Origin of the sequence: Hydrogenophaga sp. (assembly GCF_018780385.1) — a bacterium.
Taxonomy (GTDB): Bacteria; Pseudomonadota; Gammaproteobacteria; order Burkholderiales; family Burkholderiaceae_C; genus Hydrogenophaga.
This window is the reverse complement of record NZ_JADMJO010000010.1, coordinates 14,165-38,825: the sequence shown is the minus strand read 5'-3', so window position 1 is coordinate 38,825 and position 24,661 is coordinate 14,165. Positions and strand designations below refer to the sequence as shown.

Genomic DNA, 24,661 nt, shown 5'->3' with positions numbered 1-24,661 from the left:
GTACCGGTACCAGATTGATGGCGATCGTATGCCGAAATGGCCCCCCACGCTCGCCGAACCCCGCAATCTTAGGAGACAGGGATGTCACAAGCCCTCCAAACACCCCTCCCGACACGGTCGTCAGCAGCACCGCTGACCATCCGCATGCACGCCAGCGACAACGTGGCCATCGTGGCCAACGACGGTGGCCTGCCCGTGGGGACCGAACTGCCCGACGGCCTGGTGCTGCGCGACAAGGTGCCGCAAGGCCACAAGGTGGCGCTGGTGGATCTGCCCAAGGGCTCGGTCGTGCTGCGCTATGGCGTGCCCATCGGTCACGCGCTTGACGACATTGCCGCCGGCAGCTGGGTGCACGAGCGCCTGCTGCAGATGCCCGATGCCCGCGAGCTCGACAACCTGCCCATGGCCACCGTCAAACCCGAGTCGCTGCCCGCCCTGGAGGGCTACACCTTCGAGGGCTACCGCAACGCCGACGGCTCGGTCGGCACGCGCAACATCCTGGCCATCACCCAGACCGTGCAGTGCGTGGCCGGCGTCACCGACTTTGCGGTGCAGCGCATCAAGGCCGAGTTGCTGCCGCGCTTTCCGAACGTGGATGACGTGGTGGCGCTGGAGCACAGCTACGGCTGCGGCGTGGCCATCGACGCGCCCGACGCGGTGATTCCGATCCGCACGCTGCGCCACATCAGCCTGAACCCCAACTTTGGTGGCGAGGTGATGGTGGTGAGCCTGGGCTGCGAGAAGCTGCAGCCCGAGCGCCTGCTGCCACCGGGCTCCATCCCGCTCGTGGACGAGCGCAACGTGGCCGACGTGGGCACCAGCGCCGAGACCCGGCTCGACGTGGTCTGTCTTCAGGACGACGCGCACGTGGGCTTCATGAGCATGGTGGATTCCATCGTGCGCCAGGCCGAGGAACACCTGGAGCGCCTGAACGCGCGCCGCCGCGTGACGGTACCGGCGAGTGAACTCGTGGTGGGCGTGCAGTGCGGCGGCAGCGACGCGTTCTCCGGCGTCACGGCCAACCCCGCGGTGGGCTTCTGCACCGATTTGCTGGTGCGCGCGGGCGCCAGCGTGATGTTTTCCGAAACCACCGAGGTGCGCGACGGCATCGCCCAGCTCACCGCGCGCGCCACCACGCCCGAGGTGGCGCAGGCCATGGTGCGCGAGATGGCCTGGTACGACGCTTACCTGAAGCGCGGCAGCGTGGACCGCAGCGCCAACACCACGCCGGGCAACAAGAAGGGCGGCCTCTCCAACATCGTGGAAAAGGCCATGGGCTCTATCGTGAAGTCAGGCAGTGCGCCGATTTCCAACGTGCTCGCGCCCGGCGAAAAGCTCAAGTCAAAAGGACTGACCTACGCCGCCACGCCCGCGAGCGACTTCATCTGCGGCACGCTGCAGCTGGCCGCGGGCATGAACCTGCACGTGTTCACCACCGGGCGCGGCACGCCTTACGGACTGGCGGCCGTGCCGGTGATCAAGGTCGCCACGCGCAGCGACTTGGCGCGCCGCTGGCACGACCTGATGGACATCAACGCCGGCACCATCGCCGACGGATCGGCCAGCATCGAGGACGTGGGCTGGGAAATGTTTCGGCTCATGCTGGATGTGGCCAGCGGCCGCAAGAAGACCTGGGCCGAGCACTGGAAGCTGCACAACGCCCTGGTGCTGTTCAACCCCGCGCCGGTCACCTGATCTTCACGGCCTGGCCGTCGGTGATGGTGCTGCCCGGGTAGAGCAGCACCTGCTCGCCCTCGCGCACACCCTCGCTCACCCACGCAAGGTCGGCGTTGCGCTCGCGCAGCGTCACGGCGCGGGCCACGGCGCGCTGGCCCTCGAACACGAACACGCCCCACGCCGTGCCGTCGCGCACCAGGGCCGCGCTGGGCACGAGCAGTGCGCCGTCCTGGGACGACACCGTGATGCGCGCGTCGACCCGAAAGCCATCACCCAGGCGCTGGGGCGGGGCGGCGGTGGTGTCCAGGTCCACGATCACGTTCACCCGCTGCTCCTCGATGCCCAGGGCCGACACCTTGGTGAAGGCCACCGGCTCGATGCGCACCACATGGCCGGCCAGGGCGGGCGCACCGGTGGTGAGCGTGAGGCGCGCGGGCGCACCCGGCGCGATCTGCTGCACCTCGCTGGAGAGCACGTCGATCACCGCCTCCACCGCTGCGATGTCGCCAATCTCCAGCAGGTGCTGGCCCGCGGTCACGGGGGCGGCGCTGTCCAGGTGCAGCTTGATCACCTGGCCATCCACCGGGCTCTTGAGCGCCCACAGGCCCTCCAGGCGAGCGCCTGCGCCGGGTTCGGACCGCGCCAGCGCCGCCTGTGCTTCGGCCAGCGCGAATTCGGCCGCGCGCAGCTCGGCGCGGCCGGCGTCCAGCGCCTGCTGCGCGGAGCGCCGCGCCAGCACGGACTGGTCGAGCGCGGAGGGCGCGATGAAGTTGTCGCGCGCGAGCTTCTGCGCCCGCTCGGCCTCCAGGCTGGCCTGGGCCAGCGCGGTGTCCAGGCGTTGCAGTTGTGCGCTTGACGCGCGCCGCGCCGCGTCGGCGCTGCCCACGCGCTGCTGCAGCACCAGCCGTGTGCGCGCGTCGATCATCTGCGGTGCTACCGGGGTCAGTGAGGCCACCACGTCGCCCGCACGCACGGTATCGCCCACCTTGAGCGTGGGCCGGGCCAGCTCGGCCTGGGTGGGCGCCGAGATCAGGTAGCGGTGCTTCAGGCGCAACTGGCCGTCTTCCTCGATCACCTGCTCGAAACGGCCGGTGGTGACCGGCGCCACCTCCACCAGCAAAGGGCGCGGCTGGAAGGCCCAGAAGGCGAGGGCGGTGGCCACCAGGGCTCCGAGCGCCCAGGGCGCCCAGCGACGCCATCGGTTGTTGTGGTTGGTCTTGTTCATTCGCGGACTTTCAAAACAGCGACCAGGTCGAGCCGGTCGATCTGGCGGCGCACCATCAAGGCGCTGACGATGCCGGCGGCCAGCACGATCAGTGCGGCCCAGGCGTAAGTGGCGGGTTCGATGACCACGGGGAAATCGATGTTGTCCGAGGACATGAGCCGCATCATCAGGGACGCCAGCGCCCACCCCGCCACCGCGCCGATGGGCAGGGCCAGCAGCAGCTCGGCACCGAGTTCACCGAGCAGCAGCACCGAGACCTCGGCGCGCGTCATGCCCAGCACGCGCAGGCTGGCGAGCTCCCAGGCCCGTTCAGACAGCGTGATGCGCGCGGCGTTGTAGACGATGCCCACCGCCATCGCCACGGCAAACAAAGTGAGGATGCCGCTGAACACACCCATGTTGCGCGAGGTGGTCTCGTTGAAGCTGGCCATGGAGCCGGCCTTGTCGAACACCGCGTTGATCACCGGCGCGCGTTTGACCGCCGCCCAGAACTCACCCATGGCCAGGGGGTCCACCCGCAGCGCGGCCTCGGCCACGCCGGCACCGTCGCGCGCCAATCCGTTCATGGCGTCCAGGTTCATGAAGGCCTGTTTGCCCATCAGGGTGTGCACGATGTCGACCACCTCCACCGTGGTTCGGGTCTGGCTCCAGAGGCGGAAATCCACTTCCACGCGGTCACCCACGCGCGCGTCCACGGCATTGGCCAGCAGGGAGGACATCACCAGCCCGCGGGCGGGCAGGGCCACGTGGCCGCGCGCGTCGTCCACCGCGCGCATGAGCTGGGCATCGTCGACCAAGCCCATCAGCGCCGCGTCTTCGGTCTTCCCGCGCAAGCGCACACGCACCGGTTCGCTGCGGTAGGGCTCGGCACTCATCACGCCGGGCAGGCGCTGCAGGTCCTGCACCACCGACAGCGGCACCGGTCGGTCGAAGTTCACCAGCACGTCGCCCTGCTGCACCTGGCGGAACTGCACGTCGACGATGTGGGCGATGGCGTCGAGCCAGAAAGCCCCAGAGATCTGCAGCGCGACCGAGAGCGCGATGCCGGTGACGGTGAAGGCCGCGCGCAGCGGGCGGCGCTCGAAGTTGCGGATGACCATGAGCGTGCCGGTGCTCACGCGCCGGCCCAGGCCCAATCGTTCGATCAGCGTCTGGCGGTAATGGGGTGGGGCAGGGGGTTGCATGGCCTGCGCGGGCCGAAGCCGCACCACCGCGCGGATGGCGGCCCAGGTGCCGGCGGCGGCAGCGGCAAAGGCCAGCGCCGTGGCCGCCACCACCAGCCATGGCGTGGTGACGTAGGCCAGTTGGTTGAAGCGGAACACCTCGTCGTACAGCCCGAGCATCAGTTGCCCGATGACCACGCTCAGGCACAGCCCCACCGCCACGCCCAGGCCGGCGATCACCATGGAGAGCTTGATGTAATGCCATGCGATCGCGGCGTCGTTGTAGCCCAGCGCCTTGAGCGCGGCAATCTGGCTGCGCTGCGTGGCCACCTGGCGGCTGATCACCACGTTGAGGATGAACATGGCCACGGCCAGGAAGATCGACGGCAGCACCGTGCCCATCACCTTGAGTTGCGAGAGTTCGTCGGCCACGATCTTGGCCGACAGCTGTTTGTCGCGGCCCACGGCGCCCAGCGTGCCGTAGGCGTCGAGCAAGCGGTCGGTCTGCTCGATCACGGCGGGCCTGGATGCGCCCGCGTCCAGCCGCAGCGCTGCCTGGTTGAAAGCGCCCTGCAGGTCGAAGGCGTGCGCCATGCGCTCGCTGTCGATCCACCAGATGCCGAAGGTCTGGTCGTCGGGCGCGCCACCGCGCGAGGCAAACACGTACTCGGGCGAAATCGCGGTGCCCACCAGGTGCACCTGCTCCAGCCGACCATTCAGGATGGCGTTGACCCGGTCACCGGGCTTGAGACCCCGCGCCACCGCAAACCGGTCGCTCACCACCGCCTCCAGCGCACGGCCGCGCTCGGGCCAGCGGCCGCTGCGCAGCGTGAGCGCATTGAGGCCCTGGCGCTGCGCGTGCACGCGGGCCAGGTCGAGGCCGATGAAGCGTCCGGTCACGGGCGCGTCGGCATCGGGCAGGGCGATCTGCGCGTCCATCACCACGTCGAGCTTCACCTCGGCCACGCCGGGGATGGCGGCCAGCCGCGTGCCCAGGTGCACGGGCGCGCGCTTGACATTGACAAACGCGTCGGCGAGGCGGTTGTCGCGGTAGAAGCTGTCGCGCGATCCCTGCAGCGACTCGTGCACCGAGAACATGCCCACGAAACCGGCCACGCCGATGGCTACCACCACCGCGATGGTGGTCACCTGGGCGCGCAGCCGTTTCAGATCGCGCCAGAGCTTGGTGTCCAGGGCTTTCATGGTGTGCTCACCAGTGCAGGGTGGACGCTGCCACCTTGTGTGCGTTGACCCGCGTGTCAACGATGCGGCCGTCGGCCAGGCGCAGCACGCGGTCGGCCATGTCGGCAATTGGGGCGTTGTGCGTGATCACCACCGTGGTCGTGCCCAGCGCGCGGTTCACGTGTTCGATGGCTTGCAGCACCATCACGCCGGTGGCGCAGTCGAGCGCGCCGGTGGGTTCGTCGCACAGCAGCACGGCGGGTCGCTTGGCGATGGCCCGCGCGATCGCCACGCGCTGCTGCTCGCCGCCCGAGAGCTGCGAGACGAAGTGGTTCCTGCGTTCGCTCAGCCCCACCAGTGCCAGTGCTTCCTCGGGGGGCATCGGGTCGTCTGCCAGGTCGGTCACCAGCGCCACGTTTTCCAGCGCGGTCAGGCTGGGGATGAGGTTGTAGAACTGGAACACGAAGCCCACGTGCTCGCGGCGGTAGCGTGTGAGCTCGGCGTCGCTGGCGCCGGTGAGCTCGTGCGATTCGCCCGCGTGCACCCAGCGTGCCGTGCCGGCGCTCGCGCTGTCCAGCCCGCCCAGGATGTTGAGCAAGGTCGACTTGCCACTGCCCGAGGCCCCCAGCAACACCACGAACTCGCCGCGCACGATGGACAGGTCCACCCCGCGCAGTGCGTGCACGGCGGTCTCGCCTTCGCCATAGACCTTGGTCAGGCCCTCGGCGATGAAGACGGGTTGGGCGTCGGGTGATGCGGCATTCATCGGGGTTGTCGGGCAAAAAGATGACCCGCGTCGATTCGACCACCCGGGCCGCCATGTGGCCTTGATGCCGGTCAAGTCATGAGCGTTGCGTCCAGGGTGTTCTGCACAACAGCCTTAAACTGCCGCCTCCCCTCATGTCCGCTTCTTCATCCGCCACCCCCTCCCACGGCCCGCTGATCGCCAACCTGATCGCGCAGCTGGCTTTCGGCCTGCTCGCCATGACCATCTGCCTGCCGTCCATGCAGGAGTGGGGCGCCATGTTCGGTTCTGATCAGGCGAGCGTGCAGCTCACCTTCAGTGGCTACGTGGTGGCCTACGGCGGACTGCAGTTGCTCTACGGCCCGTGGTCCGACCGGCTGGGGCGCAAGAAGGTGCTGATGTTTGGCCTCACGCTCGCCGGCCTGGGCTCGGTGCTGGCGGCGCTCTCTCCCAGCCTGGCCTGGCTCACCGCGGCGCGCGTGCTGCAAGGCGCGGGTTGCGCGGCCGGCATGGTGGTCGGCCGGGCCATGGTGCAAGACCTCTTCACCGGCCCCGAGCGCACGCGTGTGATGGCCTATGTGGGCATGGCCATGGGCCTGATCCCGCCCACCGCCACCATCCTGGGCGGGCAGATCCATGTGCGCCTGGGCTGGCAGGCCAACTTCGTGCTCATCGCCGTGCTCGCGGTCGTGCTGTTCGTGGCCGCGTGGAAGGGTCTGCCAGACCACACGCCGGCCACCACCGAACAACCGCACTGGCTGGGCGCCATGCTGTCGTCGTACGCGCGGCTGGCGCGCGAGCCTTCGTTTCTGCTGTTCGTGTTCATCCTGGCCATGACCACCGCCAACTTCTACGCCTTTCTGGCGGGCGCGCCCATCGTGCTGGGCAGTTATGGCGTGGGGCCCGCGGGCATCGGTTACTACATCATGGTCGTGCCCCTGTCCTACATCCTGGGCAACTACCTCACCACGCACCTCGTGCACCGCACCGGTGACCGCGCCATGATGATGCTCGGCCAGGTGTGCACGGTGGGTGGCGTTGCGCTCATGCTGGGGCTTGCCCTGGCCAACGTGGACACCCCGCTGGCCTTTGCGCTGCCGCTCATGTTGATGGGCCTGGGCAACGGTTTCCTGGTGCCCCCGGCACTCACCGGCACGGTGGGGTTGGTGCCGGCGCTGGCCGGCTCGGCCGCCGCGGTGGCGGGTCTGGCGCAGCAACTCATGGGCGCGGTGGGCGGCTACACGGTGGGCCTGGTGCCGCACCACGGCGCTGTGAACCTGGGTTGGTTGATGCTGGGCCTGGGCAGCATGGCGCTGGTGGGGCAGGTGGTACTGAACCGTCGGCGCGTCACCAAGGCCGCGCCAGTGCGCTGCGCTCCCGACGACGCTTGACGTCCTGGCTGGCCTGAGCAAGCTGGAGGCGATGGGTTCGCTGGCGAACAGACCACCGCCTGGCACAAGTGGTCAGATGATCCTGCAGGCACATGCCGACGCCCCTCACCGAGGGCCGGCAACGCTCGGGAGAATCACATGTACATCGGCGGCGGCGCTTTATTGCTCATCATCATCCTGTTCCTCGTGTTCCGTTGAATCCTGGTGCGAGGGCGCACACATCCGTGTGTGGGCCCTCGTGCGGCTGGGCCCGCTGAATGTGTGTGCGCCCTGAGTCATTGAGACGGGCCCGCGAACGTGCGTGACAACCGTGAGCGCCAGATCGGTGCACCATGGCGTTGCCGTCACTACCCGCGCGCCCGCACCATGACCACACAGCAATTCCAGGTCCGCAAGGACCAGCTCGCTACCACCCGCACCGTGCAGTTGCCCGACGCGCCACTCGCTGACGGCGAGATCCGTGTGCGCATCGAGCACTTTGCCTACACCTCCAACAACATCACCTACGCCGCGTTTGGTGACGCGATGAACTACTGGCAGTTTTTCCCGGTCGCGCCCGAGGGCGGTGACACGGTGGCCTGGGGCCTGGTGCCGGTGTGGGGCTTTGGCGTGGTGGAAGAGACGCGGTGCGCGGGCGTGGCCGTGGGCGAACGCCTGTACGGCTACTGGCCCATGGCCTCACACGCGGTGCTCAAGCCCGTGCGCCTTTCGCCCGAAGGGTTCTTTGACGGCGCGCCGCACCGCGCCACGCTGCACCCGGTCTACAACAACTATCTGCGCTGCGCGGTGGACCCGCTGCACGATTCCGCCACCGAGCCGCTGCAGGCCTTGCTGCGCCCGCTCTTCCTCACCGCCTGGCTGATCGACGATTTCCTGGCCGACAACGACTTCTTTGGAGCGAATCAAGGCGGGAGGCGCGGCGTGATGCTGCTGTCCTCGGCCAGCAGCAAGACGGCTTACGCCACGGCCGCCCAGCTGGCGAAGCGGCCCGAGGTGGAGGTGGTGGGCCTCACCTCGCCGGGCAACGTGGCGTTTTGTGAAAGCCTGGGCGTGTACAGCCGCGTGCTCACCTACGACCAGCTCGAGCAACTGCCGCAGGACACACCCTGCGTGTACGTGGACTTTGCGGGCAACGGCGCGCTGCGCAAGGCCATCCACGGCCGCTTCAGCGCGCTGGCCTACAGCTGCTCCATCGGCGGCACCCATGTGGACCAGCTCGCCGGGGGGCGCGATCTGGCCGGGCCGCGCCCGGTGCTGTTCTTTGCGCCCGCCCAGGCCAAGAAGCGCCACGGTGACTGGGGCACCGCCGGTTTCAACGAACGCATGGGCCAGGCCTGGCACGCCTTCATGGCCCTGGTGAGCCAGCCGGGGGCGCCCTGGGTGGTGGTGGAGCACCACAAAGGCCCCAGCGCCGTGCAAGCCGCTCACGCGCTGGTGCTGGGCGGGCGAGGCGACGCGCGCGTGGGGCACATGCTGTCGATGCCGTGAGCGCGTGACTTTACGCACAGAGACTGTGCCCTACGCTGTGGATAACAAGGTGGACAACCGCCGCAGCCCGCCGCCCGCCTGGCTTGGCGGAGGGTGCTTAAAAATAGGGCGCTGACCGCAGGCTCAGTACAGCCGCACGGCCGTGTCGAAATGCCAGGTGCGGCGGATCTCGATCACGTCGTACTCGCTCGCCAGGCCGGGCGGAAACGCCGGGTAGTTCGCCTGGCTGTGCACGATGCGCGGTATGGCCTCGTCGATGGCCGCCACGCCGCTGGAGCGCACAAAGGTCACCGACTCCACCGTGCCATCGCTTCGGATCGCCACCGTCACCACGGGCTGGGTGTGGGGCTGCTTCGCCGCTTCGCGAACCATGTCGATGGTCATGTTCATCTGGATCTTGCGGGCCCAGGCTTCCGCATAGAGGATGAGCTCGGTGTTGGGATCGGTGCGCCCGAAGAGCCGGGCCCGACGCAAGGTGCTTGCCGAGGGCGAGCGGCGTGCGGCCGCTTCGGCCGCCTCCCGCCGGTCGGCTTCTTCGTTCAGCTGCCGCCCGATGGCCCGAAGCCGCTCTTCGCGTTTCGCTTCCGCCTCCTGCCGCTCGGCCTGAAGGCGTGCGGCTTCTCCCTGAGCCGTTTGCTGGCGGGCAGCCTCCTGCTGACCAGCCGCCTGCTGCGCGGCCGCCTGGCGCTCGCCTTCTTGCCGTGCGGCTTCGGCGGCTTGTTGGCGGGCCCCTTCCTGCCGCGCGGACTCTTGCTGCGCGGCTGCCTGGCGTCCGGCTTCCTGACGTGCGGCTTCGGCCTGGGCGGCTTGCTGGCGTGCGGCTTCCTGTTGCGCGGCCGCGCGTTGTGCCGCTGCTTGGCGCTCGGCTTCCAACCGAGCCGTTTCGACGCGTGCCGCCTCCTGGCGAGCGGCTTCTTGCTGAGTTGCCGCTTGCCGGGCCGACGCCTGGCGTTCTGCCTCCAACCGCGCGGCTTCAACCCGTTGCGCTTGCTGGCGGGCGGCTTCCTGCTCGCTCGCTTGTTGCCTTGCAGCCGCCTGTCGCTCTGCCTCCTGGCGTTCGGCTTCCAGCCGCCGCGCGGCTTCGGCCTGCTCCGCTTGCTGGCGAGTGGCTTCCTGCTGAGTCGCCGCTTGCCGTGCAGCCTCCCGGCGTTCGGCTTCCAGGCGTGCAGCTTCGACGCGCGCCGCTTCCTGGCGGGCAGTCTCTTGTTGCGTTGCCTCTTGTTGGGCCCTGGCTTGTCGTTCGGCCTCCACGCGCTCGGCGTCGGCCTGCGCGGCTTTGCGTCGGGCTGCGTCCGCGCGGGCGGCCTCCTGCCGTGCCGCCTCTTGACGCTCGGCTTCTTCCTGCTGTGCCGCGGCCAGTTGCGCTGCCTTCTGGCGAGCCGCGCCCTGGCGCTCGACCTCCAGCCGTGCGCTGTCGACCTGCGCCGCTTCCTGTCGAGCGGCGGCCTGGCGCTCAGCCTCCAGCCGCGTGGCCTCGACGCGCGCCAGTTCCTGCCGGGCCGTCTCCTGTTGCGCTTCTTCCCGCTTCGCGGCCTCTACCCGCGCAGCCTCTTTCTGTGTTGTTTCCAATCTCGCTGCCTCTTGCCGCGCAGCTTCCACACGCTCAAGCTCCTGCGCCGCTTCCTGCGGTTGTGCCTGCGGCTCGGCGCGGTTGAGCAGAGCCACCTCGGCGGGTGGCTCTTGTGCTTGCGGGGCGACCGGTGCGACCGGTGCGACCGCAGGCTTGCCAGCCTCTTGAGCCGGAGGCAACGCGGCCTCTGGAACGGGTTCGCTCGGCGCTGCCGCGATGACGGGCTCAGGCTGGGTCGGCGGCACGCTTTCTGCCGGTTCCCGTGCCGGCTCAGCAGTCGGCGCCGAAGGCTTCGCAGGCGTTGGCTCAGACCGCCCAGCCACAGAGCGCGTCGCCTGCGCGGGTGGCAATGGCTCCACGACTGGCGCCTCCGCAGGCGCCGCCGCCGTGCCCTTCGCAGCAGTCAGGAGCACGCGCAGATTGGGCACCTCGATCCGCCGGTCCTGCCAGGGAAATCCGAAACCCGGCAGCCCGATGCCCTGGCCACCAAAGGTCAGGCCCAGCAGCAATGCATGGAACAGCAGGGAGAACAGCAGAGCGAAGGACATGCGCCTGCGCTCGGGCGTCAGGCGTTCGCCCCGCGGCCGCCCACGGAAGGCACCCCAGGGCGATCCCGCGGGTTTCGGGGCAGAGGCGGGTGTGGGGGAAACGCTGGGACCGGTGGAGCTCAAAGGTCCTCCGCCGTCGTTGCGCAGGCACGGTCCAGGCGGGCCGGGTCGGACCCAAGCGCTGGGGAGAGTGTCGTGAGCAGCATCCGGCCGATTGTCGTATCCAAACTGTCGGGTCCGTGTGCGGGGTCTTGGCGAGCCTGTTCCAGGCGGCTCGCGATCAAAAAATCAGGATTTCGACACGCCGGTTGCGCGGTTCCGAAGCACGCGAACCGGAGGGCGTCAGAGGCTTGGCTTCACCGAAGAATTGCACCTCGATGTCCTTGAGCGAGGGATCGTTCGTTCTGAGAAGGTTGGCAGCGGTCTCGGCTCGATCGGCCGACAACTTCAAATTCCATTCCTTCGAACCGCTGGCATCGGCGTGCCCGAAAACCGTGATGCTGGTGGGCTTGCGCTCGCGCACCGCACCAAAGAGGGCGGGAAGCATGGCCTTCGACTCTTCGGTCAGCTCGGTCTTGTCCAACAGGAACTGCAGGATGAAGGTCGTGGGCTTGGGCGGTTGTGCCTTGAGCAGGGCGCCGTAAGCCGTGTCGATCGTGTCGCGGCCAAGCGCCCTGGCTTTGGACGGTGCCGCGTGGCTCCCATTGACGGACGTGTAGCTGAACGCTTTGTCCAGCCGCTGCGATCCCGAGGCCGTCAAAATCGAGACGGCGCCCACCGTGCTGTCCTCATCGGGCATCAGAACGACGGTGGTTCTGGTGCTGGTGGGCGGCTGTGTCGCACATCCGCCGAGAAGTGCGATGGCGAGCAGGAGCGGCGCCGCGAACCGGACGCACCGGGTTTGTGATGTCCTCATGGCCGAGACTAGTCCGCCTCGATGATGAATCGTGTCCCGCGAACGCCGATGGTCGCCGTGGGCGTGCCCACCTTGACCGATTCCGGCGCCAGCTTGGCGATCATTCCGGACGAATAGATCGGGGCCCCTCTGGCGAGGTAGACAAAAAACTCGTATTTCGCCTGCTTGGGCTCAAAGGCGTAGTCGCGAACCTGAATGTCGGTGGAAGGCCCGACCGTCAGCGTCGTTCCGTCCTTGAACACGACGCCCGCGGAAGACCCGGTGCCGGAGACGATGCGGTCCGAGACGAACAGCGTCGAGCCCGACACGGCGTCCAGCGTGGAGCCATTGCGGGCGATGCCGATCTCCCCGGACACATTCTTGAACGTGGCGACATGGTCGCCATTCGCGCCAGCCGACCCGACAAACCCCAACGGCCCCACCACCGCCAGCAGCGAGGCAAAGATCAAGCGCTTCATCAGGTCCCCCTTGTTTTGCGTTGTCGAAAAACAGACCCGGCGCACCCTGGTCTGCGGCGGACAGTACGGACCCCCTCGCTGCTCGTATGTTCGGTGTCCAACATAGGGATGCTCAAGCGCATCTCTTCAGAGAAGAGTGTGAGGAAATCCACACTCGCCCAGCGCCATGATGGCGATCCGTCCACCTACGCTGCGCCCGCCTGCTTCTTGAACGACAGCGCCACGAAATCAACAAACGCCCGCACACGCACCGCCAGTTGGTGGCGTTGTGGGTAGACGGCGTAGATGTCGGCGTCGGGTGTGGCGTGCTGAGGCAGCACCTGGATGAGGCGCCCGTTGGCCAGGTAGCGCTCGATGTCCCACTCGGCCCGCATGAGGATGCCGTGGCCATCGAGTGCCCAGTTGACCGCGATCTCGCCGTCGTTGGTGGTCAGGTTGCCGCGTGTCTTGATGGCTTCGGTGGTGACGTTCTTGCCGCGTCCGCTGCTCAGTCGCCACAGCCCGTAGGCCTCTTCACCCTGGCGGATGCCGATGCAGTTGTGTTTGACCAGATCGTTGGGCACCCTGGGTGTGCCGTGTCTGGCCAGGTAGGCGGGCGAGGCGCAGAGCAGTCGCCGGTTGGGTGCGATGTGGCGGGCGATCACGCGTGCGTCGGGCGGCGCGCCGAAGCGAATGCAGACATCGAACGAGTCGTCGGTCAGCGCGGGCGGGTTGACCGAGAGTTGCAACTGCACCTCCATCTGCGGGTGCTTGCGAACGAAGCGTGAGATCAGTGGCGCCACATGACTGCGACCGAAGCCCAGCGTCGCATTCACGCGCAGCAAGCCTTTGGGTGTTCCTTTGGACACACCCAGCAGCTCCTGCATGCCGTCAATCTCGCCGAGGATGCGGCGCGCATGCTCCAGGTAGAGCTCACCCTCGGGCGTCATGCCCATGCGCCGGGTGGTGCGGTTGACCAGCACCACGCCCAGGCGCGCCTCCATCTGCGCCAGATGTTTGCTCACCGCGGGCGTGGTGACACCGAGTTCGCGGGCCGCGGCACTCAGACTGCCCGCCCCCGCCAGCACGGAAAAGAAGCCCAGGTCGGCGGGTTGAATGGCGTTGCTCATAGGGGTCTCAATTGTTGAATGAAAGTAAACAATGGATTCACTTTAGCGGTGAATGAACACGCCGTGCAAGACCTACATTCACTTCCATTGACCCAACACCCGATGAGGAGACAAGCCATGAAAACCTACGCCATCGCAACGATTCCCGGAGACGGCATCGGCAAGGAAGTGGTGCCTGCCGGCCAGCAGGTGCTGGAGGCCATCGCCGCATCCGGCAGCAGCTTCCGATTTGCGTTCGAGGACTTCGACTGGGGCGGTGACTACTACCGCGAACATGGCGTGATGATGCCGGCCGATGGTCTGGACGCGCTGCGCAACAAGGACGCCATCCTGTTCGGCTCCGCGGGCGACCCGGACATCCCTGACCACATCACCCTGTGGGGCCTGCGCCTGAAAATCTGCCAGGGCTTCGACCAATACGCCAACGTGCGCCCCACGCGCATCCTGCCCGGCATCGACGCACCACTCAAGCGTTGCAAGCCCGAAGACCTGAACTGGATCATCGTGCGCGAGAACTCCGAAGGCGAGTACTCCGGCGTGGGCGGCCGGGTTCACCAGGGCCACCCCATTGAAGCCGCGACCGACGTGACCATGATGACCCGCGTGGGGGTGGAGCGCGTCATGCGCTTTGCCTTCAAGCTGGCGCAATCGCGGCCCCGAAAATTGTTGACCGTGATCACCAAGAGCAACGCCCAGCGCCACGCGATGGTGATGTGGGACGAGATCGCGCTGGAGATTTCCCGGGAGTTCCCCGGCGTGAAGTGGGACAAGGAAATCGTGGACGCCGCCACCGCCCGCATGGTGAACCGCCCGGCCACTCTGGACACCATCGTGGCCACCAACCTGCACGCCGACATCCTCTCCGATCTGGCCGCCGCGCTGGCGGGCAGCCTGGGCATAGCGCCCACCGGCAACATCGACCCGGAGCGCCGCTACCCCAGCATGTTCGAGCCCATCCACGGTTCGGCGTTCGACATCATGGGCAAGGGCCTGGCCAACCCGATCGGCACCTTCTGGAGCTGTGTCATGTTGCTCGAACACCTGGGCGAGATGGACGCTGCCCGGCGCCTGATGAGCGCCATCGAACAAGTCACCGCCAACCCCGCGCTGCACACCGGCGACCTGGGTGGCCGGGCCACCACGGCGCAGGTGACCCAGGCGGTGTGCGATCTCGTCTGCGTGAGCCATCAACAACGCCTGGCCGCCTGACCTGACGTTCATGCCGGATGCACTTTCCAAGTGATTCGGCGACCCCACCGGATCGCAGAGTCCGGTTCATCAGAGCGCAGACCGCGCCGTTTTTGGAGACAAGCATGCAAGCCATTCATTCCCTCAACCGTCGCCGTGTCGTGCAAGCCCTCGCACTGAGCCTCGCCGTGGCTGGCACCAGTGCCTTGGCCCAGAGCTGGCCCACCCGGCCGATCTCCCTGATCGTGCCGTTCGCGGCGGGCGGCACCACCGATGTGCTGGCCCGTGCGCTGGCAGACAAACTTTCGCAAAGCCTGGGTCAGCCGGTGGTGGTGGAAAGCAAGCCCGGCGCAGGTGCGACCATCGGCGCCGACTTTGTGGCCAAGGCCAAGCCCGACGGTCACACGCTGCTGATGGGTGCGGTGCACCACACCATTGCGTCCAGCGTCTACAAGAAGCTGCCGTACGACTTCTCCAAAGACCTGGCCCCCATCACCACCGTGGCCCTCGTGCCCAACGTGCTGGTGGTCAACGCCAGCACGCCGGCGAAGAACGTGAACGAACTGGTGACGCTGCTCAAGGCCAGCCCTGGCAAGCTGGCCTATGGCTCCAACGGCAACGGCACGGCACAACACCTGATCGGTACCCAGTTCCAGAACCAGACCGGCACCGACGTGATCCACATCCCGTACAAAGGCAGCGGCCCCTTGTCGACCGACCTGCTGGGCGGTCAGATCATGATGAGTTTCGACACCATCACGCCCGTGCTGTCGCACATCAAGGCGGGCAAGCTGCGAGCGCTCGCGGTGACCACGGCCAAGCGCTCGGCGGCCCTGCCCGACGTGCCCACCCTGGAAGAGGCTGGCCTCAGGGGCTTCAACATCGGCACGTGGTTTGGCGTGTTGGCTCCGGCCGCCACTCCCCAGGACATCGTGACCCGCCTCAACACCGAGATGGTCAAGGTGATCCAGTCGCCCGAGTTCCGCGGCCGCATGGCGGAGATTGGTGCCGAGCCGATTGGCGACACCAGCGCCCAGATGGCTCAGCAGATTGCCAGCGAGACCGAAAAATTCGGCAAGCTGGTGAGGGAAGCAAAAGTCGTGATCGACTGAATCCGCGGGGCATAGACAGGGTCGGCTCAATCCGCTGCGGACATCCTCACGCGCTCCACCAGCAAGTCAACGAAGGCCCGCACCTTCGCCGGCCGAAAGCGTGACGTTGGAAACACGGCATGGATGCCGCCCGACGGCAGACCCCAGTGCGGCAACACCTGGATGAGCCGTCCCGTGGCCAGATCGTTCGCGATGGCGAAGTCCGGGAGCACCGACAGCCCGACCCCCTCCCGCACGGCCTCGCGAACGGCGAGTGTCGCGTCCAGAAAAATGAGGGGGTGCACACGCACCTGGCGCTGCTGGGTTTCAGTGCGCTTGAAGCTCCAGTTCGAGTGATCGCGCAAGGCGGTGTTGGCCACGAACGGCAGCGTGGCGATGTCTTCGGGTCCGGCCAGCCGCGCCACCCGCTCCCGCCAGCTCGGCGCCGCAACCAGAAGTTGTCTGAACGTGCCGATCTGCCGCGCCTGCAAGTGCAGTTCCGTCAACCAGCCCACGCGGATGGCCAGCTCCACCTGGCCGGACATCAGGTCCAGTGACTGGTCGGTGAAGATGGCGTCCACCTTGCATTGGCGGTGTTGCTGTGTGAAGGCCGCGATCGCAGGCACCAGGGTGCTGATGCCATAGTCCAGCGGCGCGGTGAGCCGAAGGGTCCCGGCGGGTTCTTCCGCCGTTTCGGCCAGTTCGTCGAAGGCGTCGCCCGCCTCGCGCAGGATCAGCGCGCAGCGCTGGTAGAAGGCCTTGCCCGCCTCTGTCGGCAGCACCTTGCGTGTGGTGCGCGTCAGCAGCGTGGTTCGGAAATCACCCTCCAGCCGCGCCACCTGCTGGCTGACCACGGCCTTGGTGATGCCCATGCGATCGGCCGCGGCCGTGAACGACCCCGTTTCCACCACCGCGGCGAAGTACGCCAACCGCTTGAGGTTGGCGAAGTTGCCGAGGACCGGCTCATTGTTATTGTTTGCTTTTGACATACGGTGTATCTATTTCATCGGACTTTATTTGTCAATGCTTCTTGCCTAAAGTCGTGCCATCGAACCACCGAAGGTGCCCCATGAGCAAGACCCTCCACTATGTTTTTGACCCCCTGTGCGGCTGGTGCTACGGCGCCAGCGCCACGGTGTCGGCCCTGTCCAGGAACCCCGGGATCCAGTTGCGCCTGTTGCCCAGCGGCCTGTTCTGCGGCGAGGGCGCGCGATCGATGGACGAGGACTTCGCGAGTTACGCGTGGGCCAATGACCAGCGCATCGCGAGCCTGACGGGCCAGACCTTCAGCGATCGCTACCGCAGCGAGGTGCTGGCCGATCGCCAGCAGGTGTTCGACAGCGGTCCCGCCACCGTGGCCCTGAGCGCCGTCGCGCTGACGGCGCCGCAGCGCGAACTGGATGCGCTCAAGGTCATCCAGCGCGCCCGCTACGTCGATGGCCTGGACGTCACGCGAGCGGACACGCTGGCCACGGTGTTGAAAGCGCTCGGTCTGGATCGAGCCGCAGCGCGGATGGCCATGCCCGACGCGGCACTGCTCCAGGCCAACCGCGCACGCATCGACCAGGCGCAGGCCCTGCTGCAGACGTTCGGTGCGCGCGGCGTGCCCACCTTCATCCTGGAGGAGGACGGGCGTCGCGAGCTGTTGCCCGCCGGCTCGGTCTATTCGGATCCCCAGGCCTTCGTGGACCAGTTCGCCACCGCCTGAGGGCTGGCTCGCTGGCCCTTCACCGCTTTCCCCGTTCGCTGAATCACTTCACCTCACTCCACCTCACACAAGGAAGACCATGATGACTCGCAGAGACTTCGTTCAAACCGCCGCCGCAGCTGGTGCTGCCTCAGCACTCGCCGGCACCGGCGCCAGCGCCCTGGCCGCCACCCCGCTGCAATGGCAGCACTTCCCCGCCGGCGAGCGCGGCTTCTTCCGCGCGCCGGTGCTGCTGTCCGGCGCCAGGGAAGCCATCCTCATCGATGCCGGCTTCTCCCTGCCCGACGGCCGCGCCGTGGCCGAGGCCATCAAGGCCTCCGGCAAGACGCTGACCACGATCTACATCAGCCAGAGCGATCCGGACTACTACTTCAGCCTGGGCCCCATCAAGGCGGCCTTCCCGGCGGCCAAGGTGATCGCGGCGTCCGCCACGATCACGGCCATCAAGGGCAACGTGGAAAAGAAGATCGCCACGTGGGCGCCGCAGTTGAAGGAGAACGGCCCGCAACAGCTCTCGGACATCGTTTTCCCCGAAGCCTTCGATGGCGCCTCGCTGAGTCTGGAAGGCCACACCATCGAGATCGTGGACGCCGCTGGACTGGAGAACCGCCGCTACCTGTGGGTGCCGTCGCTGAACGCCGTGTTCGGTGGCGTGGTGTTCTCGGATCTGCACGTCTGGACCGCCGACACCCCCACGCCACAAGCCCGCGCGGCGTGGATCAAGACGCTGGACTCGATGGCCGCGCGCAAGCCCGCCGTGGTTGTGCCGGGGCACATGGCCGTCAAGGGTGCGCTGGATGTCTCCGCCATCGCCTACACCCGCAGCTACCTGCTCGCCTTCGAAGAAGAACTGGCCAAAGCCGTGGACGCTGCCGCCCTGATCGCCGCGATGACCAAACGCTACCCCGACGCCGGCCTGGCCCCTGCGCTGCAGATCGGCGCCAAGGTGGCCAAGGGCGAGATGAAGTGGGGTTGATCGCGATGCCGACCAACCTGGACATCATCCGCTCGACCTACGAAGGCCCGTCGGAGGAAAACGGCAGGAACCTGCTGGCCGTGCTGGCGCCCGACGCCAGCTGGACCGAGGCCGCCGGCTTCCCTTATGCCGGGACCTACATCGGACCCGAGGCCATCGTCGCCGGCGTGTTCAAGCGCCTGGCGACCGAATGGGAGGGCTACCAGGCCAAGGTCCACACCTACCTGGCCGATGGCGACCGGGTGGCCGCCTTCGGCGTCTACTCCGGCACCTACCGGGCAACGGGCAAAGCCATGACGGCGACGTTTGCGCATCTCTACCGCATCCAGGATGGCAAGATCGCCACCATGGAACAGTACGTGGACAGCCACAAGGTGCAGTTGGCGATCCAGGGTGCCTGAAGGCGAGTGATGGTCACCCTGCGTCACATCGTGGACCTCATGCGCCAGGGACACTGGAAGGAGGCGCACGACCTCGTTCAGGACGACGGATCGCCGCTGGCCGCCTGGCTGCACGGCATCCTGCACATCCAGGAGGGTGATCTGGAGGACGCGGAGTACTGGTACGGCAACGCCAACCGGCACTTTCGCAGCCGAGGGACGCTGGAGGAGGAGCTGGCGCTGTTCGAGGCCACATTGGAGTCCGGGCGCTGAGCGGGGAGCCACCGCTGGACACGGGTGGGTCTTTCATATACTGTACGTGCATACAGTATTTGTTTGATCTCTCAAACCCCACCCGAACACCCCGCCATGCATCCCGCCCTCGACTGGCAGGAGGACGATCTGTCTTCCGCCTTCATGCCGTCACCTTCCCCCCGGCCACCGCGGCCGGCCCGCCTGCCCGGTGAATTGCCCATGGCCGTGGCCGCAGCCATCTGGCGCGGCGATCAGCTCGGCGGCCCGGTCTCGGCCGTGCTGGCCAGTGGCTTCGAGGTGCTGGACGCGCAGTTGCCTGGCGGCGGCTGGCCGTGCCACGGCGTCATTGAAATCCTCGCGTCGCAAAGCGGCATGCTGGAGTGGCGCCTGCTCGGGCCCGCGCTGCGCCAGGTGTGTGCCGCCGGCCGCGCGGTGGTGGTGGTGGGCCCGCCCAAGGCGCCGCACCTGCCGGGCCTGCGCTTCGAGGGCATCGACGAGCGCCATCTGGTGTGGGTGCGGGCCGACACGGCCGCAGAGCGCCTGTGGTCGGCCGAACAACTGATCAAGGCCAACGCCTGCGGTGCGCTGGTGGTGTGGCTGCCGCAGGCGCGCGCCGAGCAGGTGCGCCGCCTGCAGGTGCTGGCCGCCAGCTGTGAAGGTCCGGTGTTTCTCTGCCGGCCCAGCGCGGCGGCGCGCGAATCGTCGGCCGCGCCGTTGCGGCTGCAGGCCCGCGTGGGGCTTGATTGGGAACTGCACCTGGACATCTTCAAACGCAAGGGCCCGCCGCTTGAAGGCACGCTGCGCCTGGGCTCGGTGCCCGGAGGCCTGCGCGCCATCCTCACGCCGCGGTTGCGTTTCCCCAGCCGCCTGTTGCCCCCAGCGTTGCCCCGAGAGGCCGACCATGTTGTGGTCAGCACTCCTGCTCCCGACCGCCCCCACCGCGCCGTCCACTGAGGCGGCGCGCCGGGCCGTGGCCACCTGGGCGTTGCAGTTCACGCCCCGCGTGGCGCTGGCCGACGGCGCGGTGCTCATGGAGGTGGCGGCGAGCGTGCGCCTGTTTGGTGGCCGGCGCGCGCTGCGCGACCGCGTGGTGGCCGAGAGCGCGGAAGTCGGTGTGACCCAGGTGGCCTGGGCGCCCAACAGCCTGGCCGCGCTGGCGCTGGCGCGCGCCGGACTTGAAAACGGTTTCAGGCAAGCGCTGCCGGTGCTGCTCGATGCCTTGCCCATGGTCGTGTTGAACGCCGTGCACCCACACCAGCTCACGCTGGCGCACATCGGCTGCCGCACGCTGGGCGACGTGCGCGCGCTGCCGCGTGGTGGTGTGGGTCGTCGGTTTGACAAGCAGCTCTTGCAGGCGCTGGACCAGGCCTACGGCGCCGAGCCCGAGGCCCATGTGTGGGTGGCGCTGCCCGAGTCCTTTGACGAGCGGCTGGAGCTCATGGCGCGGGTGGAGCAGGCGCCGGCCCTGCTGTGGGGCGCACGGCGCCTGCTGCTGGTGATGCGCGGCTGGCTGGCGGCGCGGCGCGCGGGTGTCACGGCCTTCACGCTGCGCTGGGCGCACGACGCCATGCGTGCGCGCGACGCGGGCGAGGGCGGCGAGATCACGGTGCGCACGGCCGAGCCCACGCGCGACACCGAACACCTCTGCCGCTTGCTCGCCGAGCACCTGGCCCATGTGCAACTGCTCGCCCCCGTGGGCGACCTGCAACTGCTGGCCACCGAGGTGCACCCACTGCACGAGGTGAGCGCCTCGCTGCTGCCCGACACCGTGCGCCAGGGCGAGACGCTGCACCTGGTGCTGGAGCGGCTGGCCGCGCGCCTGGGACCCGGGCGCGTGCTGCGCCCGGTGGTGCTGCCCGACCATCGCCAGGAATGGATGTGCCGCTGGCAGAGCGCGCCCGAGCCGCTGCCGCGCAAGCCAGTGCCCGACACCGGCCTGCCGCAACCCACCTTCGTGCTGCCCGAGCCGCTGAAGCTGCTGGTGCGCGGCAACCGGCCGATCTACCAGGGCGAACTGCAACTGCTCGCCGGCCCGCAGCGGGTGGAGGGCGGCTGGTGGGACCGGGTGGACGATGTGGGCACCACGCGCAACGTGGTGCGGGACTACTGGGTCGCGCTGTCGGCGAAGGCGGGGGTGTTGTGGATCTTCCAGACCCGGCTGGAAGAAACCCCCGCGTGGTATCTGCATGGGCACTTCGCCTAGGACTATGAATACCCCCCGCGTCGCCTTCGGCGCCACCCCCCTGGAAGGGGGGCGACACCTGAGGCCCGGCAAAGCCGGTTCCTCGGTGTCCTTGGATGGGCGTGGGTTCGTGCGTTGCAGAACACACGCCGGTGAGGTGTCTTGCTCCTTCCCCCTCTGGGGGAAGGCAGGGATGGGGGCTCCCCCGCCATGACCCTGCCCGACTACGCCGAGCTGCGCTGCATCTCCAACTTCACCTTCCTGCGCGGCGCCAGCCACGCCGAAGAGCTGGTGGAGCGGGCCAAGGCCCTGGGCTACAGCGCGCTGGCGCTGGTGGACGAGTGTTCCCTGGCCGGTGTGGTGCGGGCCCACGTGGCCGCCAAAAAACACCAGCTCAAGTTGCTGGTGGGCAGCCAGTTCCAGGTGCAATGCGACGCGCCGTTCACACTCATCGTGCTGGCCTGCAACCTCAACGGCTACGGAAACCTGTGCGAGTTCATCACGCGCCTGCGCCGCACGTCACCCAAGGGCACGTACCACCTGACGCTGGCCGCCATCCGAGCCGAGGCGCTGGCCGACTGTGTGGTGGTCGCCGTGCCCGAGCGCGCGTGTGACCAGGACCAGATGGACACCGTGGCGCGCTGGCTGCTGCAGCATTTCATCGGCCGCTGCTGGCTGGGCGTGACGCAGCTGCGCCGGCTCGACGACGAGATGCTGCTGCACAAGCTGCGCCAGAGCAGCGCGCTCACCGCCGTGCCGCTGGTGGCCGTGGGCGACGTGCACATGCATGTGCGCTCGCGCAAACCGCTGCAGGACGTGCTCACCGCCACGCGCATCGGCCAGCCGCTGACCGCCTGCGGTTTGGCGCTCGAGCCCAATGCCGAGCAGCACCTGCGTTCGCGCCTGACGCTGGGCCAGTGCTACCCGCCCGAGCTGCTGGCCGAGACGCTGGCGGTGGCTGCGCGCTGTCATTTCTCGCTGGACGAGTTGCGCTACCAGTACCCCAGCGAAGTGGTGCCCGAGGGCGAGACACCGTCTTCTTACCTGCACCGCCTGGCGTGGGCGGGCGCGGCCTGGCGCTGGCCGCAGGGCACACCGCCGCGTTTTGCGAAGCAGATCGAGTACGAGCTCAAGCTGATCGCCGACATGCAGTACGAGCACTACTTCCTGACGGTCAACGACATCGTGAGCTTCGCGCGCTCGCAGAACATCCTGTGCCAGGGCCGGGGTTCGGCGGCCAACAGCGTGGTGTGTTACTGCCTGGGCATCACCGCCGTGGACCCGGAGCGCACGAGCCTGCTGTTCGAGCGCTTCATCTCGCGCGAGCGCAACGAGCCGCCCGACATCGACGTGGACTTTGAACACGAGCGGCGCGAGGAGGTCATTCAGTACCTCTACAACAAGTACGGTCGCGAACGCGCCGCGCTCACCGCCACCGTGATCAGCTACCGCCCGCGCAGCGCTCTGCGCGACGTGGGCAAGGCACTGGGCTTTGCCGACGGCGCGCTCGCGGTGCTGGCCAAAAGCACGCGCTGGTGGGACGGGCGCGCGATCGAGACCGAGCGGCTGCTGGAGGCCGGGCTCGACCCCGACGACCTGGCGGTGCGCCAGCTGCTGAACCTCACCGCGCAGCTCATGGGGTTTCCGCGCCACCTTTCGCAGCACACCGGCGGCTTCGTGCTCACCCAGCTGCCGCTCTCGCGTCTGGTGCCGATCGAGAACGCCAGCATGAAAGACCGCACCGTGATCGAGTGGGACAAGGACGACCTCGATGCCCTGGGTCTGCTCAAGGTGGACGTGCTCGCCCTGGGCATGCTCACCGCCATCCGCAAGGCGCTCGCCCTCATCGGTGCCAAGGAAGGGCGGGTGATCGAGATGCCGGACATCCCGCCCCAGGACGAGGCCACCTACGACATGATCTGCGCGGCCGACACCGTGGGCGTGTTCCAGATCGAGAGCCGCGCGCAGATGAGCATGCTGCCGCGCCTGAAACCCCGCAGCTACTACGACCTGGTGATCGAGGTCGCGTTGGTGCGGCCCGGCCCGATCCAGGGCGGCGCGGTGCATCCCTACCTGGACCGGCGGCGCGGTCTGATACCGGTGGACTACCCCGGCCCGCGAGGCGGGCAGGACCTGAAGGAAGCCCTGGGCCGCACGCTGGGCGTGCCGATCTTCCAGGAGCAGTGCATGCAGATCGCCGTGCTGGCCGCGGGCTTCACACCCGGCGAGGCCGACGACCTGCGCCGCGCCATGGCCGCGTGGAAGCGCAACGGCAATCTGCACAAGTACGAACGGCGCCTGGTCGACGGCATGACCGCGCGCGGCTACACGACCGAATTCGCGCAAAGCGTGTACGAACAGATCAAGGGCTTCTCCAGCTACGGCTTTCCCGAAAGCCATGCCGCGAGTTTTGCGCTGCTGGTCTACGTGAGCTGCTGGATCAAGCGCCACCACCCGGCCGAGTTCCTGGTGGCCATGCTCAACAGCCAGCCACTGGGCTTCTACACACCCAGCCAACTGGTGCAGGACGCGAAACGCCATGGTGTCGAGGTGCGGCCGGTGGATGTGGTGCACAGCGACTGGGACTGCACGCTCGAAGAGCCATCTTCCGTTCACGCTGAGCCGCTATCCGTTCGCGTTGAGCCCACATCCGTTCGGGCTGAGCCCACATCCGTTCGGGCTGAGCCTGTCGAAGCCCCGCCCATTGTCCGCCTCGGCCTGCGCCTGGTCTCAGGTCTCAAAGCCGAAGCAGCCGAGCGCCTGATCACCGCCCGCGCGAGCAAACCCTTCAGCAGCACCCAGGACCTCGCCCGCCGCGCCGGCCTCGACCAGTCGCAGATGAAGTCGCTCGCCGCCGCCGATGCCCTCATGGGCCTGAGCGGCCACCGCCGCCAGCAGGTGTGGGACGCCGCCGCGCTTAAGGTCGCACCCGAACTGATGAAGGACGCCCCGGTCGACGAAGCCCCGCTGCATTTGCCCGAGGCCAGTGAGGGCGAAGCCATCGTGTGGGACTACGGCAGCCTGGGCCTGACCTTGCGCCGTCACCCGCTGGCGCTGCTGCGGCCCGAGCTCACGAAACGAAGGCTCATGAGTGCCGAAGAACTCAAGGACGCGCCCAACGGAAGGCTGGTGCGCCACTGCGGCATCGTCACCCTGCGCCAGCAACCCGAGACCGCCTCGGGCGTGGTGTTCGTGAGCCTGGAAGACGAGACCGGCGTGGTGCAGGTCATCGTGTGGAAACACCTGCGCGAACGCCAGCGCACGGTGCTCACGCAATCACGCCTGCTGGCGGTGCACGGCGTGTGGCAGCGCGAAGGCGAAGCCACGAACCTGATCGCCGGCCACCTCGAAGACCTCACGCCGCTCCTGCGCGGGCTGTCGACGGTGAGCCGGGATTTTCATTGAGGAC

General features: G+C 67.9%; 20 protein-coding genes. 12 read left to right on the top strand and 8 right to left on the bottom strand.

All coding sequences use genetic code 11. From position 1 onward, the window contains the following. The first annotated feature begins 81 nt into the window (after positions 1–81). On the top strand, positions 82–1,695 hold the full coding sequence (gene garD / locus IV113_RS06495) for a galactarate dehydratase (RefSeq protein WP_291081947.1): 1,614 nt from the start codon (positions 82–84) through the stop codon (positions 1,693–1,695). On the opposite strand, the gene IV113_RS06490 is transcribed toward garD, so the two are convergent. The 3 genes from IV113_RS06490 to IV113_RS06480 are packed head-to-tail and all read right to left on the bottom strand — an operon-like array spanning position 1,688 to position 6,013. Continuing rightward, positions 1,688–2,902, bottom strand: a complete 1,215-nt coding sequence (locus IV113_RS06490; protein WP_291081943.1) for an HlyD family efflux transporter periplasmic adaptor subunit — start codon at positions 2,900–2,902, stop codon at positions 1,688–1,690. The two genes, garD and IV113_RS06490, sit on opposite strands and share 8 nt — an antisense overlap. After that, entirely contained in the window at positions 2,899–5,268 is a 2,370-nt protein-coding gene (locus IV113_RS06485) for an ABC transporter permease (RefSeq protein ID WP_291081941.1), read from the bottom strand. The genes IV113_RS06490 and IV113_RS06485 overlap by 4 nt, the downstream gene beginning before the upstream one ends. 7 nt (positions 5,269–5,275) lie before the next feature. Next, positions 5,276–6,013, bottom strand: coding sequence for an ABC transporter ATP-binding protein (locus IV113_RS06480; protein WP_291081939.1), 738 nt, complete (start codon positions 6,011–6,013; stop codon positions 5,276–5,278). Between the two features lie 134 nt (positions 6,014–6,147). Here IV113_RS06480 and IV113_RS06475 point away from each other — a divergent pair, with 134 nt between their 5' ends. Together IV113_RS06475 and IV113_RS06470 are read left to right on the top strand one after the other, a co-directional pair. Next, a complete protein-coding gene (locus IV113_RS06475; protein WP_291081937.1) occupies positions 6,148–7,383 on the top strand; it encodes a multidrug effflux MFS transporter in 1,236 nt (411 codons plus the stop codon). Positions 7,384–7,749: 366 nt separating this feature from the next. Beyond that, a complete protein-coding gene (locus IV113_RS06470; protein WP_291081935.1) occupies positions 7,750–8,871 on the top strand; it encodes a DUF2855 family protein in 1,122 nt (373 codons plus the stop codon). 123 nt (positions 8,872–8,994) lie between these two features. Here IV113_RS06470 and IV113_RS06465 read toward each other — a convergent pair whose 3' ends face one another. From IV113_RS06465 to IV113_RS06450, 4 genes are all read right to left on the bottom strand, one after another. Next, complete coding sequence (locus tag IV113_RS06465) at positions 8,995–10,989, bottom strand: TonB C-terminal domain-containing protein (RefSeq protein ID WP_291081933.1); 1,995 nt, start codon at positions 10,987–10,989, stop codon at positions 8,995–8,997. 280 nt (positions 10,990–11,269) lie between these two features. Then, entirely contained in the window at positions 11,270–11,788 is a 519-nt protein-coding gene (locus IV113_RS06460; protein ID WP_291081931.1) for an OmpA family protein, read from the bottom strand. A gap of 125 nt (positions 11,789–11,913) precedes the next feature. After that, a complete protein-coding gene (locus tag IV113_RS06455; protein ID WP_291081929.1) occupies positions 11,914–12,363 on the bottom strand; it encodes a FecR family protein in 450 nt (149 codons plus the stop codon). Positions 12,364–12,548: 185 nt separating this feature from the next. Beyond that, positions 12,549–13,472 (bottom strand): LysR substrate-binding domain-containing protein, encoded by a 924-nt coding sequence (locus IV113_RS06450; protein WP_291081927.1) that lies wholly within the window; start codon positions 13,470–13,472, stop codon positions 12,549–12,551. Positions 13,473–13,589: 117 nt separating this feature from the next. Here IV113_RS06450 and IV113_RS06445 point away from each other — a divergent pair, with 117 nt between their 5' ends. Both IV113_RS06445 and IV113_RS06440 read left to right on the top strand, forming a co-directional pair. Then, entirely contained in the window at positions 13,590–14,681 is a 1,092-nt protein-coding gene (locus IV113_RS06445; RefSeq protein ID WP_291081925.1) for a tartrate dehydrogenase, read from the top strand. 104 nt (positions 14,682–14,785) lie between these two features. Next, positions 14,786–15,772 carry a tripartite tricarboxylate transporter substrate binding protein gene (locus tag IV113_RS06440; protein ID WP_291081924.1) on the top strand — a complete coding sequence of 329 codons (987 nt, stop codon included), beginning with the start codon at positions 14,786–14,788 and terminating at the stop codon, positions 15,770–15,772. Positions 15,773–15,798: 26 nt separating this feature from the next. Here the strand turns inward: IV113_RS06440 and IV113_RS06435 are convergent, their stop codons facing one another. Next, the gene (locus IV113_RS06435; protein WP_291081922.1) at positions 15,799–16,740 is read right to left on the bottom strand and encodes a LysR family transcriptional regulator; all 942 of its coding nucleotides are present in this window, start codon (positions 16,738–16,740) and stop codon (positions 15,799–15,801) included. 80 nt (positions 16,741–16,820) lie between these two features. On the opposite strand from IV113_RS06435, the gene IV113_RS06430 reads away from it, so the two are divergent. From IV113_RS06430 to IV113_RS06400, 7 genes are all read left to right on the top strand, one after another. Continuing rightward, on the top strand, positions 16,821–17,459 hold the full coding sequence (locus tag IV113_RS06430; RefSeq protein WP_291081920.1) for a DsbA family protein: 639 nt from the start codon (positions 16,821–16,823) through the stop codon (positions 17,457–17,459). 79 nt (positions 17,460–17,538) lie between these two features. Beyond that, a complete protein-coding gene (locus IV113_RS06425) occupies positions 17,539–18,435 on the top strand; it encodes an MBL fold metallo-hydrolase (RefSeq protein WP_291081918.1) in 897 nt (298 codons plus the stop codon). A gap of 5 nt (positions 18,436–18,440) precedes the next feature. Beyond that, positions 18,441–18,836 (top strand): nuclear transport factor 2 family protein, encoded by a 396-nt coding sequence (locus tag IV113_RS06420; protein WP_291081916.1) that lies wholly within the window; start codon positions 18,441–18,443, stop codon positions 18,834–18,836. 9 nt (positions 18,837–18,845) lie between these two features. Continuing rightward, positions 18,846–19,088 (top strand): hypothetical protein, encoded by a 243-nt coding sequence (locus tag IV113_RS06415; RefSeq protein ID WP_291081914.1) that lies wholly within the window; start codon positions 18,846–18,848, stop codon positions 19,086–19,088. 96 nt (positions 19,089–19,184) lie between these two features. Next, positions 19,185–20,024 carry a translesion DNA synthesis-associated protein ImuA gene (gene imuA, locus IV113_RS06410; protein ID WP_291081912.1) on the top strand — a complete coding sequence of 280 codons (840 nt, stop codon included), beginning with the start codon at positions 19,185–19,187 and terminating at the stop codon, positions 20,022–20,024. Further along, positions 19,972–21,273: a DNA polymerase Y family protein gene (locus IV113_RS06405; protein WP_291081910.1), complete on the top strand. Its 1,302-nt coding sequence runs from the start codon at positions 19,972–19,974 to the stop codon at positions 21,271–21,273. Before imuA ends, IV113_RS06405 begins: the two co-directional genes overlap by 53 nt. A 189-nt stretch (positions 21,274–21,462) precedes the next feature. Continuing rightward, positions 21,463–24,657, top strand: coding sequence for an error-prone DNA polymerase (locus tag IV113_RS06400; protein WP_291081908.1), 3,195 nt, complete (start codon positions 21,463–21,465; stop codon positions 24,655–24,657). The last annotated feature ends 4 nt before the right edge of the window (positions 24,658–24,661 follow it).

Coding starts and splice junctions, on each gene's coding strand:
- garD (WP_291081947.1), top strand. CDS start 82: ATGTCACAAGCCCTCCAAACACCCCTCCCGACACGGTCGTCAGCAGCA.
- IV113_RS06490 (WP_291081943.1), bottom strand. CDS start 2,902: ATGAACAAGACCAACCACAACAACCGATGGCGTCGCTGGGCGCCCTGG.
- IV113_RS06485 (WP_291081941.1), bottom strand. CDS start 5,268: ATGAAAGCCCTGGACACCAAGCTCTGGCGCGATCTGAAACGGCTGCGC.
- IV113_RS06480 (WP_291081939.1), bottom strand. CDS start 6,013: ATGAATGCCGCATCACCCGACGCCCAACCCGTCTTCATCGCCGAGGGC.
- IV113_RS06475 (WP_291081937.1), top strand. CDS start 6,148: ATGTCCGCTTCTTCATCCGCCACCCCCTCCCACGGCCCGCTGATCGCC.
- IV113_RS06470 (WP_291081935.1), top strand. CDS start 7,750: ATGACCACACAGCAATTCCAGGTCCGCAAGGACCAGCTCGCTACCACC.
- IV113_RS06465 (WP_291081933.1), bottom strand. CDS start 10,989: ATGTCCTTCGCTCTGCTGTTCTCCCTGCTGTTCCATGCATTGCTGCTG.
- IV113_RS06460 (WP_291081931.1), bottom strand. CDS start 11,788: ATGCCCGATGAGGACAGCACGGTGGGCGCCGTCTCGATTTTGACGGCC.
- IV113_RS06455 (WP_291081929.1), bottom strand. CDS start 12,363: ATGAAGCGCTTGATCTTTGCCTCGCTGCTGGCGGTGGTGGGGCCGTTG.
- IV113_RS06450 (WP_291081927.1), bottom strand. CDS start 13,472: ATGAGCAACGCCATTCAACCCGCCGACCTGGGCTTCTTTTCCGTGCTG.
- IV113_RS06445 (WP_291081925.1), top strand. CDS start 13,590: ATGAAAACCTACGCCATCGCAACGATTCCCGGAGACGGCATCGGCAAG.
- IV113_RS06440 (WP_291081924.1), top strand. CDS start 14,786: ATGCAAGCCATTCATTCCCTCAACCGTCGCCGTGTCGTGCAAGCCCTC.
- IV113_RS06435 (WP_291081922.1), bottom strand. CDS start 16,740: ATGTCAAAAGCAAACAATAACAATGAGCCGGTCCTCGGCAACTTCGCC.
- IV113_RS06430 (WP_291081920.1), top strand. CDS start 16,821: ATGAGCAAGACCCTCCACTATGTTTTTGACCCCCTGTGCGGCTGGTGC.
- IV113_RS06425 (WP_291081918.1), top strand. CDS start 17,539: ATGATGACTCGCAGAGACTTCGTTCAAACCGCCGCCGCAGCTGGTGCT.
- IV113_RS06420 (WP_291081916.1), top strand. CDS start 18,441: ATGCCGACCAACCTGGACATCATCCGCTCGACCTACGAAGGCCCGTCG.
- IV113_RS06415 (WP_291081914.1), top strand. CDS start 18,846: ATGGTCACCCTGCGTCACATCGTGGACCTCATGCGCCAGGGACACTGG.
- imuA (WP_291081912.1), top strand. CDS start 19,185: ATGCATCCCGCCCTCGACTGGCAGGAGGACGATCTGTCTTCCGCCTTC.
- IV113_RS06405 (WP_291081910.1), top strand. CDS start 19,972: ATGTTGTGGTCAGCACTCCTGCTCCCGACCGCCCCCACCGCGCCGTCC.
- IV113_RS06400 (WP_291081908.1), top strand. CDS start 21,463: ATGACCCTGCCCGACTACGCCGAGCTGCGCTGCATCTCCAACTTCACC.